At 68.3% G+C, this 17,430-nt stretch carries 13 protein-coding genes; 6 read left to right on the top strand and 7 right to left on the bottom strand.

The window, feature by feature from the left end:
- The first annotated feature begins 160 nt into the window (after positions 1–160).
- Both glnA and K3U94_RS22790 read left to right on the top strand, forming a co-directional pair.
- Positions 161–1,585 carry a type I glutamate--ammonia ligase gene (gene glnA, locus K3U94_RS22785; RefSeq protein ID WP_047319237.1) on the top strand — a complete coding sequence of 475 codons (1,425 nt, stop codon included), beginning with the start codon at positions 161–163 and terminating at the stop codon, positions 1,583–1,585.
- A 123-nt stretch (positions 1,586–1,708) separates the two neighbouring features.
- Positions 1,709–2,752 carry a MinD/ParA family ATP-binding protein gene (locus K3U94_RS22790; RefSeq protein WP_220695125.1) on the top strand — a complete coding sequence of 348 codons (1,044 nt, stop codon included), beginning with the start codon at positions 1,709–1,711 and terminating at the stop codon, positions 2,750–2,752.
- Here K3U94_RS22790 and K3U94_RS22795 read toward each other — a convergent pair.
- Together K3U94_RS22795 and K3U94_RS22800 are read right to left on the bottom strand one after the other, a co-directional pair.
- A complete protein-coding gene (locus K3U94_RS22795) occupies positions 2,740–3,195 on the bottom strand; it encodes a MaoC family dehydratase (RefSeq protein WP_220695126.1) in 456 nt (151 codons plus the stop codon). The two genes, K3U94_RS22790 and K3U94_RS22795, sit on opposite strands and share 13 nt — an antisense overlap.
- Positions 3,196–3,213: 18 nt before the next feature.
- Positions 3,214–4,437: a CoA transferase gene (locus K3U94_RS22800; protein WP_220695127.1), complete on the bottom strand. Its 1,224-nt coding sequence runs from the start codon at positions 4,435–4,437 to the stop codon at positions 3,214–3,216.
- 200 nt (positions 4,438–4,637) lie between these two features.
- Here K3U94_RS22800 and K3U94_RS22805 point away from each other — a divergent pair, with 200 nt between their 5' ends.
- A complete protein-coding gene (locus tag K3U94_RS22805; RefSeq protein ID WP_047319162.1) occupies positions 4,638–5,630 on the top strand; it encodes an esterase family protein in 993 nt (330 codons plus the stop codon).
- 91 nt (positions 5,631–5,721) lie between these two features.
- Here K3U94_RS22805 and K3U94_RS22810 read toward each other — a convergent pair whose 3' ends face one another.
- Together K3U94_RS22810 and K3U94_RS22815 are read right to left on the bottom strand one after the other, a co-directional pair.
- Positions 5,722–6,399, bottom strand: coding sequence for a YoaK family protein (locus K3U94_RS22810; protein WP_220695128.1), 678 nt, complete (start codon positions 6,397–6,399; stop codon positions 5,722–5,724).
- Positions 6,400–6,413: 14 nt separating this feature from the next.
- Positions 6,414–7,460 (bottom strand): S1C family serine protease, encoded by a 1,047-nt coding sequence (locus K3U94_RS22815; RefSeq protein ID WP_220695129.1) that lies wholly within the window; start codon positions 7,458–7,460, stop codon positions 6,414–6,416.
- Positions 7,461–7,634: 174 nt separating this feature from the next.
- Between K3U94_RS22815 and K3U94_RS22820 the strand changes: the two genes are divergently transcribed.
- Genes K3U94_RS22820 through K3U94_RS22830 form a run of 3 tightly spaced genes read left to right on the top strand, consistent with a single transcriptional unit; the run spans position 7,635 to position 11,053 of the window.
- Complete coding sequence (locus K3U94_RS22820) at positions 7,635–9,746, top strand: elongation factor G-like protein EF-G2 (protein ID WP_047319165.1); 2,112 nt, start codon at positions 7,635–7,637, stop codon at positions 9,744–9,746.
- 20 nt (positions 9,747–9,766) lie between these two features.
- On the top strand, positions 9,767–10,249 hold the full coding sequence (locus tag K3U94_RS22825) for a hypothetical protein (RefSeq protein WP_047319166.1): 483 nt from the start codon (positions 9,767–9,769) through the stop codon (positions 10,247–10,249).
- Positions 10,250–10,297: 48 nt separating this feature from the next.
- On the top strand, positions 10,298–11,053 hold the full coding sequence (locus tag K3U94_RS22830; protein ID WP_434084939.1) for a L,D-transpeptidase: 756 nt from the start codon (positions 10,298–10,300) through the stop codon (positions 11,051–11,053).
- A gap of 61 nt (positions 11,054–11,114) precedes the next feature.
- On the opposite strand, the gene K3U94_RS22835 is transcribed toward K3U94_RS22830, so the two are convergent.
- The 3 genes from K3U94_RS22835 to K3U94_RS22845 all read right to left on the bottom strand — a co-directional run bounded on the left by K3U94_RS22835 (position 11,115) and on the right by K3U94_RS22845 (position 17,379).
- On the bottom strand, positions 11,115–11,291 hold the full coding sequence (locus K3U94_RS22835; RefSeq protein ID WP_157864235.1) for a hypothetical protein: 177 nt from the start codon (positions 11,289–11,291) through the stop codon (positions 11,115–11,117).
- A 342-nt stretch (positions 11,292–11,633) separates the two neighbouring features.
- Complete coding sequence (gene car / locus K3U94_RS22840; protein ID WP_220695131.1) at positions 11,634–15,149, bottom strand: carboxylic acid reductase; 3,516 nt, start codon at positions 15,147–15,149, stop codon at positions 11,634–11,636.
- 154 nt (positions 15,150–15,303) lie between these two features.
- The gene (locus K3U94_RS22845) at positions 15,304–17,379 is read right to left on the bottom strand and encodes an SGNH/GDSL hydrolase family protein (RefSeq protein ID WP_220696924.1); all 2,076 of its coding nucleotides are present in this window, start codon (positions 17,377–17,379) and stop codon (positions 15,304–15,306) included.
- Positions 17,380–17,430 lie beyond the last annotated feature (51 nt).

The raw sequence follows: 17,430 nt of genomic DNA on the forward strand, positions 1-17,430 counted from the left end.
CACAGGCAACGCCACGATATACCCCGACCTAGCAAACATGCTAGTTCGCAGGACAGCGAGCTTCCCGTGAGGTTTGTGTTACGCCAACGCAATAACTGGATGATGTCCAGGAAATGTGTGCTGCCTATCGTTTGGCTGTCTGCACGTGAAGGAGACCAATATGGCCGCCGACATTTTCAAGCTCGTCGCCGACGAGTCCGTTGAGTACGTCGACATTCGATTCTGCGACCTGCCGGGGGTTATGCAGCATTTCACGATCCCGGCCGCTGCGCTCGATGAAAGCGTATTCGAGGATGGCCTCGCCTTCGACGGCTCGTCGATCCGCGGCTTTCAGTCCATCCACGAGTCGGACATGCTGTTGCTGCCCGACCCGGAAACCGCCCGCATCGATCCGTTCCGGGCCGCAAAGACGCTGAACCTGAACTTCTTCGTCCACGACCCGTTCACCCGTGAGCCGTATTCGCGCGACCCGCGCAACATCGCGCGGAAAGCCGAGAGCTACCTCACCAGCACCGGCATCGCCGACACCGCCTACTTCGGCGCCGAAGCCGAGTTCTACATCTTCGACTCCGTGAGCTTCGACTCCCAGATCAACGGCTCGTTCCACAAAGTGGATTCGATCGCCGGCTGGTGGAACACGGGCCGCACCACCGAAGCCGACGGCAGCCCCAACCTCGGCTACAAGGTTCGCCCCAAGGGCGGCTATTTCCCGGTCGCGCCGACCGATCAATACGTCGATCTGCGCGACGCAATGGCGACCAACCTCACGAACGCCGGTTTCACCGTCGAACGCGGCCACCACGAGGTCGGCACCGGCGGGCAAACGGAGATCAACTACAAGTTCAACACCCTGCTGCACGCCGCTGATGACCTGATGCTGTTCAAATACATCATCAAGAACACCGCTTGGGCGCACGGCAAGACCGTCACGTTCATGCCAAAGCCGCTTTTCGGGGACAACGGTTCAGGAATGCACGTACACCAGTCGGTATGGCAGGACGGTGAGCCACTGTTCTACGACGAGATCGGCTACGCCGGACTCTCCGACACCGCCCGGCACTACATCGGCGGCATCCTGCACCACGCGCCGTCGCTGCTGGCGTTCACCAACCCCACGATCAACTCCTACAAGCGCCTGGTCCCGGGCTACGAGGCGCCGATCAACCTGGTCTACAGCCAGCGCAACCGCTCGGCCTGCGTGCGTATCCCGATCACCGGCACCAACCCCAAGGCCAAGCGCCTGGAGTTCCGCTGCCCGGACTCGTCCGGCAACCCCTATCTGGCGTTCTCGGCCATGTTGATGGCCGGCATCGACGGCATCAAGAACAAGATCGAGCCGGCCGCCCCGATCGACAAGGACCTCTACGACCTTCCGGCCGACGAGGCGGCCGCGATCTCGCAGGCCCCGACCACGCTGGCCGAGGTGATGGACAACCTCGAGGCCGACCACGAATATCTCACCGAAGGTGGGGTTTTCACCCCGGACGTGATCCAGACCTGGATCAACTACAAGCGGGACAACGAGATCACCCCGGTCAACCTGCGCCCGCACCCCTACGAGTTCGCGCTGTACTACGACTGCTGACCCGGGCGCAAGCTCGACTCGCGCTTCTCGGGCAGGGCTCACCGGTGATCGGCACCTCCGCGACTAGGCTGCGGTGTTGTTGGGCCAGCTGGCCGTGCCGCTGCCGTATGCCTCGAGGAGCCGATGAACGCAGACGACGACTTTCTGCGGCAGCGGGTGCCGCCGCAGCAGCAACAGCCGCGGCCCTGGACGCCGCCTCCACAGCGGCCGCCGGCGGCCGCGCCCTACCCGCCGTCGGCCCCGATGCCGCGGCCTCAGCCGACCCGTGGCTGGCGGCGCGTGGTGCTGTCCGCGACGCTGGGGCTGGTCAACTTGGGCCCGTCACCGGCCGAGCGGGAGGAAATGGCCTACCAGGCGGCCATCCGGTCCATGCCCAACGGCAGCTTCAAGGTCGGTGTACTGGGTAAAGGCGGTGTCGGCAAGACGACGGTGGCGGCCAGCGTCGGGTCGGTGTTCGCCGCACTGCGCCGGGCCGACCATGTGGTGGCCGTCGACGCCGACACCGCGTTCGGCCGGCTCGGCAGCCGCATCGATCCGCACGCCACCAGTTCCTACTGGGATCTGGCCGCCGATCAGAGCATGCAATCGTTCGCCGACATCAGCAGCCGGGTGGGCGCCAACGCGGCGGGACTCTACGTGCTGGTGGGTGAGCCGGCCGCGGGACGTCGCCGGATCCTCGACGCGGCGTTGTACCGGGAGGCTGCGCTGCGCCTGGACCGCCACTTCACCATCTCGATCATCGACTGCGGTTCGACGATGGACTCGCCGGTGACCCAAGAGGCGCTGCGTGACCTGGACGCCCTGATCGTGGTCTCGTCACCGTGGGCAGACGGTGCCGGCGCGGCCGCCAAGACCATGGAGTGGCTCGCCGACCACGGCCAGGGCGGGCTGCTGCAGCGCACGGTGGTGGTGCTCAACGACTCCGACGGCCACGCCGACCGACGCACTCGCTCGGCACTGGCGACGCAGTTCCTGCAGCACGGCCAGGCGGTGGTTGAGGTGCCCTTCGACCCGCACCTGCGCCCGGGCGGGGTGATCGACGTGATGACCGAGATGGCGCCGGCGACCCGCCGCCGATTTCTGCAGATCGCGGCGATCGTCGCGCACTACTTCGGGTCCCGGCCCCGGGGCCGGGACGCGAAGCCGGGCCGTACTCAGAGCACGTAGCGCACGACACTCTCGGCGACGCAGGCCGGCTTGGCGCTGCCATCTATGGAGACCGTGGTCGAGTAGGTCACCTGGTGGGCGCCGCCGCCGACATCGGCCACCTCGACCACCGAGGTCTCGGCCCGGATCTTGGAGCCGACCGGTACCGGCGCCGGGAAGCGCACCTTGTTCAGCCCGTAGTTGATCGCCAACTTGACCCCGTCGAGGCGGCTGATCTGCGCCATCAGCTGCGGCAGCATGGCCAGAGTCATATATCCGTGGGCAATCGTGGTGCCGAAGGGCCCGGTGGCCGCACGCTCGGGGTCGACGTGAATCCACTGATGGTCGCCCGTCGCGTCGGCGAACAGGTTGACGGCGTCCTGGGTGATGGTCACCCAGTCGCTGTGCCCGATCACCTGGCCCTGGCATGCGGCAAGTTCATCGATCGATCGAAAAGTACGCACGTGCTCGAAGCTCCTTTGCTAATCCGTTGCCACCGCGCCGCTTTGACGCAGTCGGTCGATATCTTCGGCGCTCATCCCCAGGCGGTCGGCCAGCACCTGCTCGGTGTCGGCGCCCAGCGCGGGTGCCGCGACCGCAGGCGGATGAGCGCCGTCGATCGACGCCGGCAGCCCGGCCGCCAAGTACTCCCCCACCCGGGGCTGATGCAGCGGCGCGAACATCGGATTGTCGCGCAGACGCTCGTCGCCGGCCACCTCGGCAAAGCTGCGGTAGCGGTCCCACAGCAGCGACGTTTCTGCCAAAGCTCCTTCGATCTGCACTCCCGGCCGCTCGGCGAACCAGCCGCTGAACAGCCCGGTCAGCAGGTCGCGGTGGCGGTAGCGCTGTCCTTCGTCGCCGAAATCGATACCGCGCGCTTCGGCCAGGGCGGCAAGGACTTTCGTCGAGCCGGTCAGCTCGGCCAAATCGCGGAAGTGCCGGTCGGTCAGCGTGACGACCATGAACGACACCCCGTCGCCGCTGGTGAAGCTCTGTCCGTATTGCCCGTAGACCGCATTGCCGATGCGTTCCCGCCGGGCGCCGTTGACCATGGCCTCGGTGAGGAAACCCAGGGCGCTGGCGGTGCCCAGCGCGACGTCCTCCAGCGCCAACCGGATCCGGCAACCCTCGCCGGTGTGGTCGCGGCGGTGCAGCGCGGCGGATACTGCCAGGGCGGCGTGCAGCCCGCAGGCGATATCCCACGCCGGCAGCACGTGGTTGATCGGTGCGGCGTAGTCGCCGGGGCCGGTGACCAGCGGAAAACCGACACCCGCATTGATCGTGTAGTCCACCGCGGTAGATCCGTCGGCACGTCCGAGCACCTCAAGATGGATCAGGTCGGGACGCTGCGCCGCTAGCGTGTCGTAGGAAAGCCATTGTCGGCCAGACATATTCGTCAGCAATACACCACTGTCGGCGATCAGTTGCTGCACCACACGCTGGCCCTCGGGCGCGCGCAGATCGGCGACCACCGAGCGCTTGCCCTTGTTGAGGCCCGTCCAGTAGATCGAGGTGCCGTCGTCGGTGACCGGCCAGCGCCGGTAGTCCGCCGCACCGCCGATCGGGTCGATACGCACCACGTCGCAGCCCAGCTGCGCCAGCGTCATTCCGGCGAGCGGGACGGCGACAAAGCTGGCGATCTCGATGACGCGCACTCCGGCCAACGGGGCCCCAGCGGTCCCCAAGACCCGAGCACTCGCCTGCATGACCTGCCCTTCGTCGATGATTACGTCGACTATATGCCCACCCCAAACGCCCGCCCGGCCGGTGGCGAGTCCGCGCCGAATCTCAATCGTTGCCGAACCGCGATATGAAAACCCGTGGCGGCGAACAGGTCACGGCGGCGCACCGTGTTTGACTCCGTTCAGAAGGGCAAGACCGCACGACATTCGGATGGGAAAGAGCTATGAAGAGCGTTGAGAAGTTGCGTAACGCGGCCCGTCGGCTACCGCGCCGGCTGATGGTCGCGGCGGTGGGGGCCGCGCTGCTGAGCGGCCTGGTAGGGGTTGTCGGTGGTTCGGGCAACGCGTCGGCGTTCTCCCGCCCGGGCCTGCCGGTGGAGTACCTGCAGGTGCCCTCGGCTGCGATGGGCCGTGAGATCAAGGTGCAGTTCCAGCCCGGCGGCACCCACGCCGTCTACCTGCTGGACGGCCTACGCGCCCAGGACGACTTCAACGGCTGGGACATCAACACCCCGGCGTTCGAGGAGTACTACCAGTCCGGGTTGTCGGTGATCATGCCGGTGGGCGGGCAGTCCAGCTTCTACTCCGACTGGTACCAGCCGGCGTGCGGCAAGTCCGGCTGCCAGACCTACAAGTGGGAGACCTTCCTGACCCGGGAGCTGCCGTCCTGGCTGCAGGCCAACAAGAGCGTGTCACCGTTCGGCAACGCCGTCGTCGGCCTCTCGATGGCGGGTAGCTCGTCGCTGACACTGGCGGCCTACTACCCGCAGCAGTTCCCCTACGCGGCAGCGCTTTCCGGTTTCCTGAACCCGTCCGAGGGCTGGTGGCCGACGCTGATCGGGATGGCCATGAGTGACGCCGGCGGCTACAACGCCTCCAACATGTGGGGTCCGTCGTCCGACCCGGCGTGGAAGCGCAACGACCCGATGGTGCAGATCCCGCGGCTGGTGGCCAACCGCACCCGGATCTGGATCTACTGCGGCAACGGCACGCCCAGCGAGCTCGGCGGCGACAACCTGCCCGCCAAGTTCCTGGAGGGCATGACACTGAGCACCAACAAGACGTTCCAGCAGAACTACACGGCGGCCGGCGGCAACAACGGGGTCTTCAACTTCCCGTCCGACGGCACCCATGACTGGCCGTACTGGAACCAGCAGCTGGTCGCGATGAAGTCGGACATCCAGCGCGCGCTGGGCGTGGGCATCGACCCGACCTGATCGACCCCCAACACGTCGGCGGCAGTGCAATCGGGCACTGCCGCCGACGTGTTTGCCGGGAGACCGGCGACCGGCTAGAGCGGGCGAGCGGTCAGCGCCACAGCCCGCGGCGGTCGACGTAGCGGTGGCTGTACCAGGTGGCCAGCAGGCAGATGACCGTGGCGGTAGCCAGCATCCAGGTACCGCCGACGAACAGGCTGATCACGCCACCGATAGCCGCCCCGGAGATGTACCCGGTCAGCAGCATGAAATTGAAGAACCAGTCGTGAATGGATCCGCCGCTGATGTGGCGCTCGATGCCCTGCCCCAGCTTGACGACCGTTCCGGTCACGTAACTCAGGGGGATCGACACTTCGCCGTCGCGGACGAAGGTGGTGTTCAGCGCGCCCACCCCGAACGCGACGAGCAGGATCGGCAGCAGGGGCACCGGCAGCGCCGGCCCGCCCTCGACCCAGTCGGTCAGGGTCGCGGCCAGCAGCGACACGGCGGTCAGGCGCAACGCGCCGTGCGGCCGGCTGCGCCAAACGTGACGGTGGCACAGCGAGGCGATCACCACACCGGAGATGAAGGACACCAGCAGGGCCGCGGCGGAGATCGACATCCACTGACTGTCGGTGAACAACCCCAGCGCCGCACGCCCGGCATTGCCGGTCATGAAGGTGACGAAGTAGCCCTCGGAATGGGTGTACGCCGTGGCGGCCAAGACCCCGGCCAGCCCAGCAAGCACCCATGACAGCCTGGCTTCGCTGCCATAGCGTTGATCTAGCACGCGCGCCTAACGCGTCAGCCGACCGGACCCGGAACCAAGGTCACGGTGGCGCTGTGGTCGCCGCCGCCCGGGTTGCGCCACGTCAGCGTGACGGTGTCACCCGGGTGTTGCTGGTCGAGCACGTCGGTCAGGTCGGTGGCCGAGTTGACCGGCCGGCCGTTGACCGAGGTGATGATGTCGTCCCGGGAGATACCGCTGCCCGCGGCCGGGGTGCCGTCGAGCACCTGGGCGACCCGCGCGCCGCCGTTGCTGTCGACCACGCCGACACCCATGAACGCCGTCTCGCCGATGTGCACCGTGTTCGACGAGACGCCGGCCCGGATCTGGCCGGCGATGGCCATCGCCTGGTCGATCGGGATGGCATAGCCTTCGCCGCCGGGCTGGGCGAACTTGTAGTTGTCCGAGGCCGCGGTGTTCATCCCGATCACCTGTCCGGCGGCGTTCACCATGGGACCGCCCGAGTCACCGGGGCGGATCGCGGTGTCGGCCTTGATCATGTTGGTCAGGGTCTCGGTGCTGCCGGTCAGCTCGTCGGCCGCTGAGACGGTCTGGTTCAGCCCGATGACGCGCCCGGGCACCGCACTCGGCGTGCCACCGTGACCGCCGGCGTTGCCCATGGCGACCACCGGGTCACCGATGGCGACCCGCGAGGAGTTGCCGATATTCGCGGCGGGCAACCCATCGGCGCCGCGCAACTGCAGCACCGCGACGTCGTGGCTGCGGTCGAAGCCGAGCACGTCGACGTCGTAGCTCTGGCCGTTGGCGACCGAGACCGCCGTCAGGCTGGTGGCGCCGGCGATGACGTGGTTGTTGGTCAGCACCACCCCGCTCGGGTCCAACACGATGCCGGTTCCGGCGCCGACCGCGCTCTGGTAGCCCATCTGGGCGTCGATGTTGACCACTGCCGGACCGACCTGGGCAACCATCGCCCCCGGGTCGAGCGGCGGAGCGGGCAGAGTGGGCGACGCCTGGACCGGCACCGCTACCAGCCCCGCGGTGGCGATCGCCGCGGTCGTCACGCTGAGCAGCCGCCACCGGACGGGGCGATGCGCTCTGCTCATACGTCATACCTCCTGCAGTCGGGCCACACTGACTCGCGAAACAAGAATGCCCAGCTTACCGGAACCGCCGATCCGGCCGGCAAACGCTATAGACCGGCCGGGCAGATGTCGCCGCGGCGCAACTCTTGTGCTCAGCGCCTGTTGAGGGAAGGCTGATCTGCGGAGGAGGCTGCCATGGCAGACAAGACCGGGACATCACGGGGCGCCGGTTCCGCCCCCACCGCGGCCACCCCGGCCGCCATCCGCAACGTCGTGCTGGTCGGTCCGCCCGGCTCCGGCAAAACCACGCTGGTCGAGGCGATGCTGGTGGCCGCTGGGGTGTTGCCTCGAGCCGGTTGCATCGCCGACGGCAGCACGGTCTGCGACTACGACGACGCGGAGCTGCGTCAGCAGCGTTCGGTCGGGGTCGCCTGCGCCTCGCTGGCGCACGACGGTGTCAAGGTCAACCTGATCGACACCCCGGGCTACGCGGACTTCGTCGGAGAACTGCGCGCCGGGTTGCGGGCCGCCGACTGCGCACTGTTCGTGATCGCGGCCAACGAAGACATCGACGACGCGACCGCCGCGCTGTGGCAGGAGTGCAGCCAGGTAGCCATGCCGCGCGCGGTCGTCGTCACCAAGCTGGACCACGCGCGGGCCGACTTCCCCGCCCGCCTGGTCGCCGCCCAGGCGGCGTTCGGCGACACGGTGCTGCCGCTGTATGTACCGGCACCGGCCGAGGGTGGCGGCCTGATCGGGCTGTTGGCGGCCGACTCGATCGACCTGCCCGGCGCGGAGCAGCAGCGCGGCGCGTTGATCGAGGCGATCATCGAGGAATCGGAGGACGAGTCGCTGCTGGACCGCTACCTGAGCGGGGAGCAGATCGACCGAGCGGTTCTCACCGCCGATCTGGAGCGGGCCGTGGCCCGCGGTTCGTTCTTCCCGGTCATCCCGGTGTGCAGCGTCACCGGCCTCGGCATTCCCGAACTGCTCGGGGTCATCGCGACCGGCTTCCCGGCGCCGCCGGAACATCTGCTGCCGGAGGTGTTCAGCCCGAACGGCGTCGCGCGCGCCGGGCTGAGCTGCGACCCGGACGGGCCACTGCTGGCCGAAGTCGTCCGGACGACGTCGGACCCCTACCTCGGCCGGGTCAGCCTGGTGCGGGTGTTCTCGGGAACCATCAAGCCCGACAGTGGAATCCACGTCAGCGGTCATTGCGCCGGGTTTTTCGGCGATGGGACCGGTCGCTGCGACCACGACGAAGACGATCGGATCGGGACCCTGGCGTTTCCGCTCGGCAAACAACAGCGCCCGGCCACCGTCGTGATGGCCGGGGATATCTGCACTGTCGGCCGACTCAGCCACGCCGAGACCGGAGACACCCTGTCGGGCAAGGACGAACCTCTGGTGTGCAAACCCTGGTCGATGCCCGATCCGCTACTGCCGGTCGCGGTCATTCCGCACGCCAAGACTGACGAGGACAAGCTGGCGGTCGGGTTGGCCCGGCTGGCCGCCGAAGACCCCAGCCTGCGCATCGAGCGGAACCCGGAAACCCATCAGACCGTGCTGTGGTGCATGGGCGAGGCGCACTCGGGCATCGTGCTGGACGCGCTGGCCCACCGCTATGCGGTATCGGTGGACACCGTAGCCCTGCGGGTGGCACTGCGAGAGACGTTCTCCGGCAAGGCCAAAGGCCACGGCCGGCATGTCAAGCAGTCCGGAGGACACGGCCAGTACGCGATCTGCGATATCGAAGTGGAGCCGGTAGCCCAAGGCGGCGGCTTCGAGTTCGTCGACCGCGTCGTCGGCGGAGCCGTGCCCCGCCAGTTCATCCCCAGCGTCGAGAAGGGCATTCGCGCCCAGATGGAGCGCGGGCTGACCAACGACACCGGCGGCGGTTATCCGGTGGTCGACATCCGGGTCACCCTGACCGACGGCAAGGCGCACAGCGTCGACTCCTCAGACTTCGCCTTCCAGATGGCCGGCGCGGCCGCGCTGCGCGACGCCGCGACCAACGGGACGGTGCGACTGCTCGAGCCGATCGACGAGGTCACCGTGTTGATACCCGACGAATTGGTAGGCGCGGTGATGGGCGATCTGTCCGCCCGCCGCGCCCGGGTGCTGGGCACCGACAAAGTCGGCGCCGACCACACGTGCGTGAAGGCCGAAGTGCCGCAGACCGAGCTCATCCGGTACGCGGTCGACCTGCGATCGTTGACCCACGGCGCCGGTTCGTTCAGCCGCGGCTTCGCCCGCTACGAACCGCTGTCGGAGGCGGCGGCCGCGCACGCCGCCAGCACCGCCTGATCCCCGCAGAGAGGACGTCCATGTCGACCATCGCCGGGTTGCCCGCGCACGTCCTGCTGCTGCACGTGGTGGTGTCGCTGGTTCCCCTGACCGCGGTCCTGCTGATCGTGTGCGCGGTGTGGCCGGCGGCCCGGCGCCGATTGGTCTGGCTGGTGGTGACGTTTTCCGCCATCACACTGCTGGTGACGCCGTTGACGGTCACCGCCGGCGAGTGGCTGGCCGACACCGGCAAGTTCGCCCCGTCTCCCAAGCTGGACGCCCACATGGCCGCCGGCGAGTACGGCCTCTATATGGCAGTGGGCCTGGCGGTCGCCGCGACGTTGCTGGCAGGGCTACACGTGGCGTTGTCGCGCGGCAGCAAAGTCGGCTCACTGCTGCGGCTGGGGATCGTGACCGTGGTGATCGCGCTCGCCGGTGGGTCGATGTTCGCGATCCACACCATCGGCTCGACCGGGACCGAGGCGGCCTGGGGAGACCTGCTCAGCGCGTCGGACGACGGCTAAACCTGCGCTGATGACGTTGCAGTTGGCACAATGGACGCCATGCGCAACGTGAGGCGGGGAATTGTGGCGATTGCCGGGTCGGTGGCCCTGGCTGTCGTATCTATAGGGGCGTCGGCCGGCATCAGCGAAGCGGCTCAGACATCGCCGGCACGGGGGCTGGCCGTCGCGGCGATCGAGCCGGCCGCCGGCTCTGTCGTGGGGGTGGCCTACCCGGTGATCGTGACCTTCAACGGACCGGTCGAGAACCGGGCGGCCGCCGAACGTGGGATCCACATCAACTCCACGGGCAACAATGCCGGTCACTTCGAGTGGACGAGCAGCGACGTCGTGCAGTGGGTCCCGGACGGCTACTGGTCACCGCACAGCAAGATCAGCGTCGACGCCCACGGGATGTCAACGGGTTTCGAGACCGGCGACGCGGTCGTGGGGCTCGCCGACATCTCCGACCACACTTTCACCGTGAGCGTCAACGGCGAGATCCAGCGGATCATGGCGGCATCCATGGGTAAACCCAAGCGCCCCACGCCGATCGGTTCCTTCACCGCACTGTCGAAAGAGCGCACCATCAAGTTCGATTCGCGCACCATCGGCATCCCGCTCAACGACCCGGAGGGTTACCTGCTCAACGGCGAGTACGCCGTTCGGGTCACCTGGAGCGGCGTCTACGTGCACTCCGCCCCGTGGTCGGTGGGCTCGCAGGGCTACTCGAACGTCAGCCACGGCTGCATCAACTTAAGCCCGGACGACGCTGCGTGGTACTTCAACTCGGTGCACCTGGGCGACCCAATCATCGTGCAGGCCTAAGGCGAAACGCGACGGAGCCGGCGCAACCGGTGGTGGTCGCGCGCGGCTCCACCGCATCGCTTCAGCAGGCGCCGAGCACCGCCGTCGGCATGTGCGCCACGTAGCGCTCGGCGCGCTGCTCGCGCCGCATTTCGCGGCGAGCGGCCAGGCGGTTACGCAGCCGGCTCACCATGCGGTCGCCCGCCTGGTGCTCGATCGAGCTGTGAAGAGCCAGAACACTGATGGTGATGAAAGCCATGATTTTCTCCTGCCGGGATACTCACCGGCCGACACAAACCGTACGGGTTGGCGGAACTCGAGGTTCAGGCCCTGGAAAATCCTTCAGTGGAGGTGCCGGAGCCGGTGAGGAACAAATCGATCGTGGAACACGGATACGGATGCGGACCGTCACTGGAACTCACTTTGCCCTCACCTCCTTCCGGCCGAGACACACGGGCATGTCGTGGCAATTTCCACCATGGTGGCATCGAAACACCGGACCGTCAAACGCAAACGGGCCGGGACGGCTCCGGCCGCCGGGCTGGCGGTGGCCGGAGCCGTCCCGAAACCGCTTCGCGGAGCGGCTGATTCACTGCTGCGTTTAGAGCAGCCCGAGCAGTTGCAGATCGGTGATGTACTTGACGATCACCGCCGGCGTGACATGCGGGATGTCGGGATGCTCGGGGTCCGGCCCGATCCCGGCAGACTGCACGGCAGCCCGGAACCTGTCCGTCGGGGCGATCGACCCGCAGATCGGCGGCTGCGGCTTCTGGTAGTTGTGCAGCAGCGGCAGCAGCGACGCCTGGCGCTGGTGTTCGGGCAACGCCCGCAGCGTGGTCTCGAACCGCTGCAACCAGTCGCCGTAATCGGCGATCCGCCGGATCGGGTAGCCGGCCTCGATCAGCCAGTCGACGAACTCGTCCATCCCCAGACCGTCGTCGTACGGGTTCATCACGTGATAGGTGGTGTACCCGCCGCTTGCGAAGGACCCCAGCGTGGTGGACGCCTCAGCGATGAACTCCACCGGTAGGCCGTCGTAGTGGGCGCGCTGCCGCTGGCCGTCGGCGCTCAGTTCGTAGAACGAACCGGGTGCCACGCCGGTGGCGACCAGGCTGAACATCATCCGGGTGAACATGTCGGGCAGGTTGAGCTGGCCGGCGTAGCTGGTGTCGGCCAGGATCATGTCGCAGCGGAACACCGCGACCGGCAGGCCGCAGAGGTCGTTGGCCTCACGCAACAGCACCTCGCCGGCCCACTTGCTGGTGCCGTAGCCGTTGGCGTAGCCGTCGTTGATCGCACGGACCGGGCTCATCACCCGCACGTCGGCGTCCTCGGTGAACTTGCCCAGCGGAATCTGGTCGCCGACACCAATTGTGGAGAAGTAGGTGAACGGCTTGATCTTGCCGGTGAGCGCCACCCGGATCAGCTCGGCGGTGCCGAGCGCGTTCGGGCCGAACAGCTCGCTGTAGGGCAACACGTGGTTGACCAACGCCGCCGGGTCGACGATCACGTCGACGGTGTCTGCCAGCCGCTGCCAAACCTCTTGGTCCAGACCGAGGTTCGCCTCGCCCTTGTCACCCGCCAGCACTTCCAGGTGCTTGGCGGCCAGTTCGGTGTAGCGAGCCAGCAGCCGCGCGTCTCCGCTGTCGAAGACGCTGTCCAGCCGTCGGCGGGCATCCTCGTCGGACTTCGCCCGCACCAAACAGATCAGCTTTCCGTCCACCGGGGCCAGCCGCTGCAGCCATTCCAGCGCCAGGTAGCGACCGAGGAAGCCGGTCGCACCGGTCAACAGCACGGTGCGCACCTGCTCGGAGGGGCCGGGCAGTGACGGGGCCGCGGCCAGGGTCGCCGCGTCGAGGAACTTGTCCAGGGTCAGGTCGGCGGCAGCCACTTCGACGGCGTCCCGGCCGTGCACCGAGGCGAAGCTGGGCCGTCCGGAGCCGTTGCGCTCGGCGGTGATGTAGTCCGCGATCGCCGCCAAATCGTTTGCCGGGCTGACGATCACGCCCACCGGCACGTCGACGGCGAAGATGTCACGCAGCAGGTTGCCGAACGTCAGCGCCGACAGGGAGTCGCCGCCCAGGTCGGTGAAATGGGCGTCCGCAGACACCTCACCGGCCGAGGCCCCCAGCAGCGCCGCGGCGGCGCGACCGACGGTCTCCAGCGCCGGGCGCTGCGCGCCGTGCTGACGCAGTTCGCTCAGCTCACTGGCCTGCCCCTCGGCCAGCTCGGCGTAGCGGCGTTCGAGGCGATCGCCGTAGTGCGCCTTCAGCTTCGGCCAGGCCAGCTTGCGGATCCCGGTCAGCAGTCCGTTCTCCAGTGTGAACGGCTCGGTCTCGACGATGAAGTCGCGCGGAACCTCGTAGGACTGCAGGTCGGCGTCTTTGGCCACCTGCTGCAGCGACTCGGCGATCCCAGCCTTGAGGGCGGCGTCGGAATCGAAGCGCGCCTGGGCTTCTGGCGTCGGGACCACCACGGCCAGCAGGTAGGGCTGGGCGCTGTTGCCGTAGACGTAGATCTGGCGCACCAGCGGGCTGTTGCCGAACACCGCCTCCAGCTTCGCCAGGGTGACGAACTCGCCCTGGGCCAGCTTGAGCACGTTGTTGCGCCGGTCGACGTAGACCAGGTGGTCCGGTGCGACCTCGGCCACCACATCGCCGGTCCGGTAGTAACCGTCGGCGTCGAAGACCTCGGCGGTCACCTCGGGACGCTTGTAGTAGCCGGGGAACAGGTTCTCGGTCTTGAGCAGCAGCTCACCGCGCGGGTGCGGGGTGTCGGTGCCGAAGTAGCCCAGATCCGGGACGTCGACCAGCTTGTAGTCGAGGACCGGCGGCCGCTGCACTTCGCCGTCGAAGAGCACCATGCCCGCTTCGGTGGAGCCGTAGCCGTTGAGCACGTGCTGCTCGGTGAGCTGGTCGACCCAGGACCGCAGCTCGTCGGAGATCGGCGCGGAGCCGGTCATCGCGAAGACGCACCGCCCGCCGAGCAGCTCGGTGCGCATCTGCGCCAAGACCTGCGCTTCGGCGGCGGCTCGGTCTCCCCCGAGCCCGTCGACCTCACTGCGGAAGTGCTGGTAGAGCATCTCCCAGATCCGGGGCACGAAGTTCAGTTCGGTCGGCCGGACCAGGGCCAGGTCTTCGAGGAAGGTGGACAGGTCACTGCGTGCGCTGAAGTAGGCGGTACCGCCGTTGCCGAGGGTGCCGTAGAGGATGCCGCGGCCCATGATGTGGCTCATCGGCATGAAGTTCAGCGTGATCGATACGGCGGTCGGGCCGAACCAGTTCTTGGTGGACCGCACCCACATCCGGGCCACGTTGCGCTCCGGGTACATCGCGCCCTTGGGGGCGCCGGTACTGCCCGAGGTGTAGACCAGCAGAGCCAGGGGGTCGGCGTCGTCGCCGGAGTCCGCCTGGGTCGGCAAAGACAGAGAGCGGCCGCGGGTCAGCAGGTCGGCGAGCGGCTCGACGACCACCTCGACGCCGGCCAACCGGGCCCGGGCGTCGGCAAGCGCCTCGCGGTGGTCGTCGACCTGCTCGTGGTAGTCGAAGACCACCAGGCGGGTGGGCGCCGGACCCGTCCGCACCAACTCGACCGCATCGGGCAGCGAGTCGACGCTGGCGGCGATGACTCGGGGCTCGGTCTCGGTCACGATCGGCACCAGCGTGCTGATCGCCGCGGACGTCTGCAGCGGCACCGACACAGCGCCGATCTGGCCCAGCGCCACGTCGATGACGGTGTAGTCGACGCTGGTGAAGCCCAGCACCGCGACCCGGTCACCGGGCCGCACCGCGCCGGCGACCAGTGCGGCGGCCGCGGCGCGGACTCGCTCACCCAGTTCGGCGTAGGTGATGGTTTCGTAGTGTGGGAGTAGTGCGGCGGCGGTACGGCCGGTGGCCGGATCGGTGACGTACTCGACGGCACGCTGGCCGAGCGCCGGCCGCTCGGCGTAGCCGTCGAAGACGGTTCGGGCGATCTGCGCCAGCCGCGACTGCCCTTCGACAGCGGCGGCGACGGCCGGGTCAGGCCGGGCAGCGGCGAACTGCGGGTCGGTGGCGACTAGATCGGCGATGCGGCGGGCGAGTTGCTCCTCGTCAGCAGTGGGGGAAACAGTGGACATGTTCAAACCTCTAATGAATATCTCGCGAAAGTGATTTTTCTGGGCTTTCATGGGCGCGGTCTGCGCCGATGTAAACTACGTTAGCAAAACTAACTTAATTGAGGATCCCCGAGCGGGTGTGACGTTGCACTCACGCCGCGTTTGCCCGCGGTGGTCAGCTCAGCGATTCCTCCAGCCACGGCAGCAGCCACTTCACCCCTTCGGGCGTGAGGTGAATACCGTCGCTGCGGACCTTGATGCCGTCGACTTTGGCGGTGTAGGTGCCAGCCGGCCCCAGCTTCTTATTCAGGTCCATCACCGTGACGGCACTCCGCCCGGAGACCTCCCGGCGCAGCAGGGCGTTCCAGCGGTCCACCCGCTCCGGATTGTCCTCGGGCCACAGACTGCCGTCGGGCCGCTCGCCGTAACGGCTGTAGGGCACGGTCGTCACCACGACCCGGCTGCCGGCGGACTCCAGCACGTCGAGCGCACGGCGCAGCTCCGCGATCAGGTAGGCGTCGAAGGTCGGGTCGCCGATGTGCGACCACTGGCCCTCGTTGACTCGGTCCACGGTCTCCCAGCGGCCGACGAACAACAGCACGACGTCGGGCTGGTCGGCCTTGACCTGCCGCGTCCAGCGGGCCGGCCATCCGTCGCACTCCTTACCCTGATCGATGGTCTTGCCGGCCCAGCGGTACGGGCCGGCTCGCACGATGCTGCAGCCGACGACGGTGTGGTCGATGAAGTCATAGCCGGGGGTTTCCGGCAGATAGTGCATCAGCGTCCAGCCGATCGAGTCACCGAACACCGAGACGGTGCGCGGCCGGTTCGGGTCGCGCCGCACGGGCTGGGGCCGTGGCTTTTTGGGATCCGACAGCCGCGCCGGAGGCGACGGGGACACCGCCGCGGCCGCGGCCACATCCGGGGTCACGCCGTTCGCGGCCGTGGGCAGCTCGACGACCGGGACCACCAGCACGGTGACCGCCACCGCGGTGCCGCTGACGGCCGCCCCCAGCGGCAGCAGCGACACCCGCGCCGGCCGCCACCGGCGGATCGGTTCCTCGATGGCCCACCACGACAACGCCGCCAGCAAAAGGGTGGCGGCGCACCGCACGCCGAAGAGCGCCCACCCCGTCCATCCGGTGCGCTGGCCGTTGAGGACCAGGAAGACCGGCCAGTGCCACAGGTACACGCCGTAGGAGATGGTCCCCAGCCACACCAGCGGAGACCAGGCCAATGCCCGGGCGACCAGGCCGCTCTGGTGTAGGGCGACCGGGGCGATCACCGCGATCCCGGCGACGGCCACCAGGGACAGCAGGCCGCCACGGAACTCCGCGGCCGTGCCGGTGGCGCGGTGGGCCGCCGTCGCCAGCACGGCCAGCCCGGCCAGCGGCAGCAGGCGAGCGACCCACAGCGCGCGGCGGGTCCGCACCACCGACCAGCCGGCGGTCAGCGCCGGCCAGTCCCCCACCAGCAGGGCCGCTGCCGCGGCGCCGATCAGCAGGGCCTGCGCACGAGTGTCGGTGCCGAAATAGACGCGATCGCGGGTGGCCTCAGAGGCCAGCATCTCCGCGGCCGTCGCCGACGCCGCCGCACCTGCGCTGGCCAACAGGAAGACCGTCAGCCGCACCCCACCGACGGTGGGCAGGCGGCCGCGGCGCCGGGCGAGGGCCCCCAGCAGCAACGTGATCGCGATGAGCAGCAGCGGCCAGAAGAAGTAGTACTGCTCCTCAACGCCCAGCGACCAGGTGTGCTGCAGCGGCGACGGGGTGCCGGCCTCGGTGAAGTAGTCCGTGTGCTGCGCGACGAACCGCCAGTTGGCCACCCAGAAAAAGGCGGCGATCGCATCCTCGCGCAGTCCCACCACCGCCTCCGACGGCAACAGCTCGTGCGCGATCGCGACGGTCAGCACCATGAGCACCAGGGCCGGCAGCAGACGCCGGATGCGCCGGATCCAGAACCCGGTGAGGTCGATCCGGCCGGTCCGGCCCAGCTCGTCGATGAGCAGCGAGGTGATCAGGAAGCCGCTGAGCACAAAGAACAGGTCCACGCCCAGGAACCCACCCGACAGCCCGGGGATGCCGCCATGGTCGGCCAGCACCAACCCGACGGCCAGCGCGCGCAGACCGTCCAGCGCGTGAATGCCCGGACGCCGTCGCTCCCGCCGAATCCGATCCGCGGCGCGCGCGGTGGCCAACCGGGCGGCACGCGGGGCCGGCGCAACCCAGCGGGACTTACCCGAGGTGCGCATCGAGGTGGCCCGGCGAGTCCGGTTCCCGGCCGGTCGACTCATGTCATCTTG

The organism is Mycolicibacter heraklionensis (assembly GCF_019645815.1).
Classification (GTDB): Bacteria; Actinomycetota; Actinomycetes; order Mycobacteriales; family Mycobacteriaceae; genus Mycobacterium; species Mycobacterium heraklionense.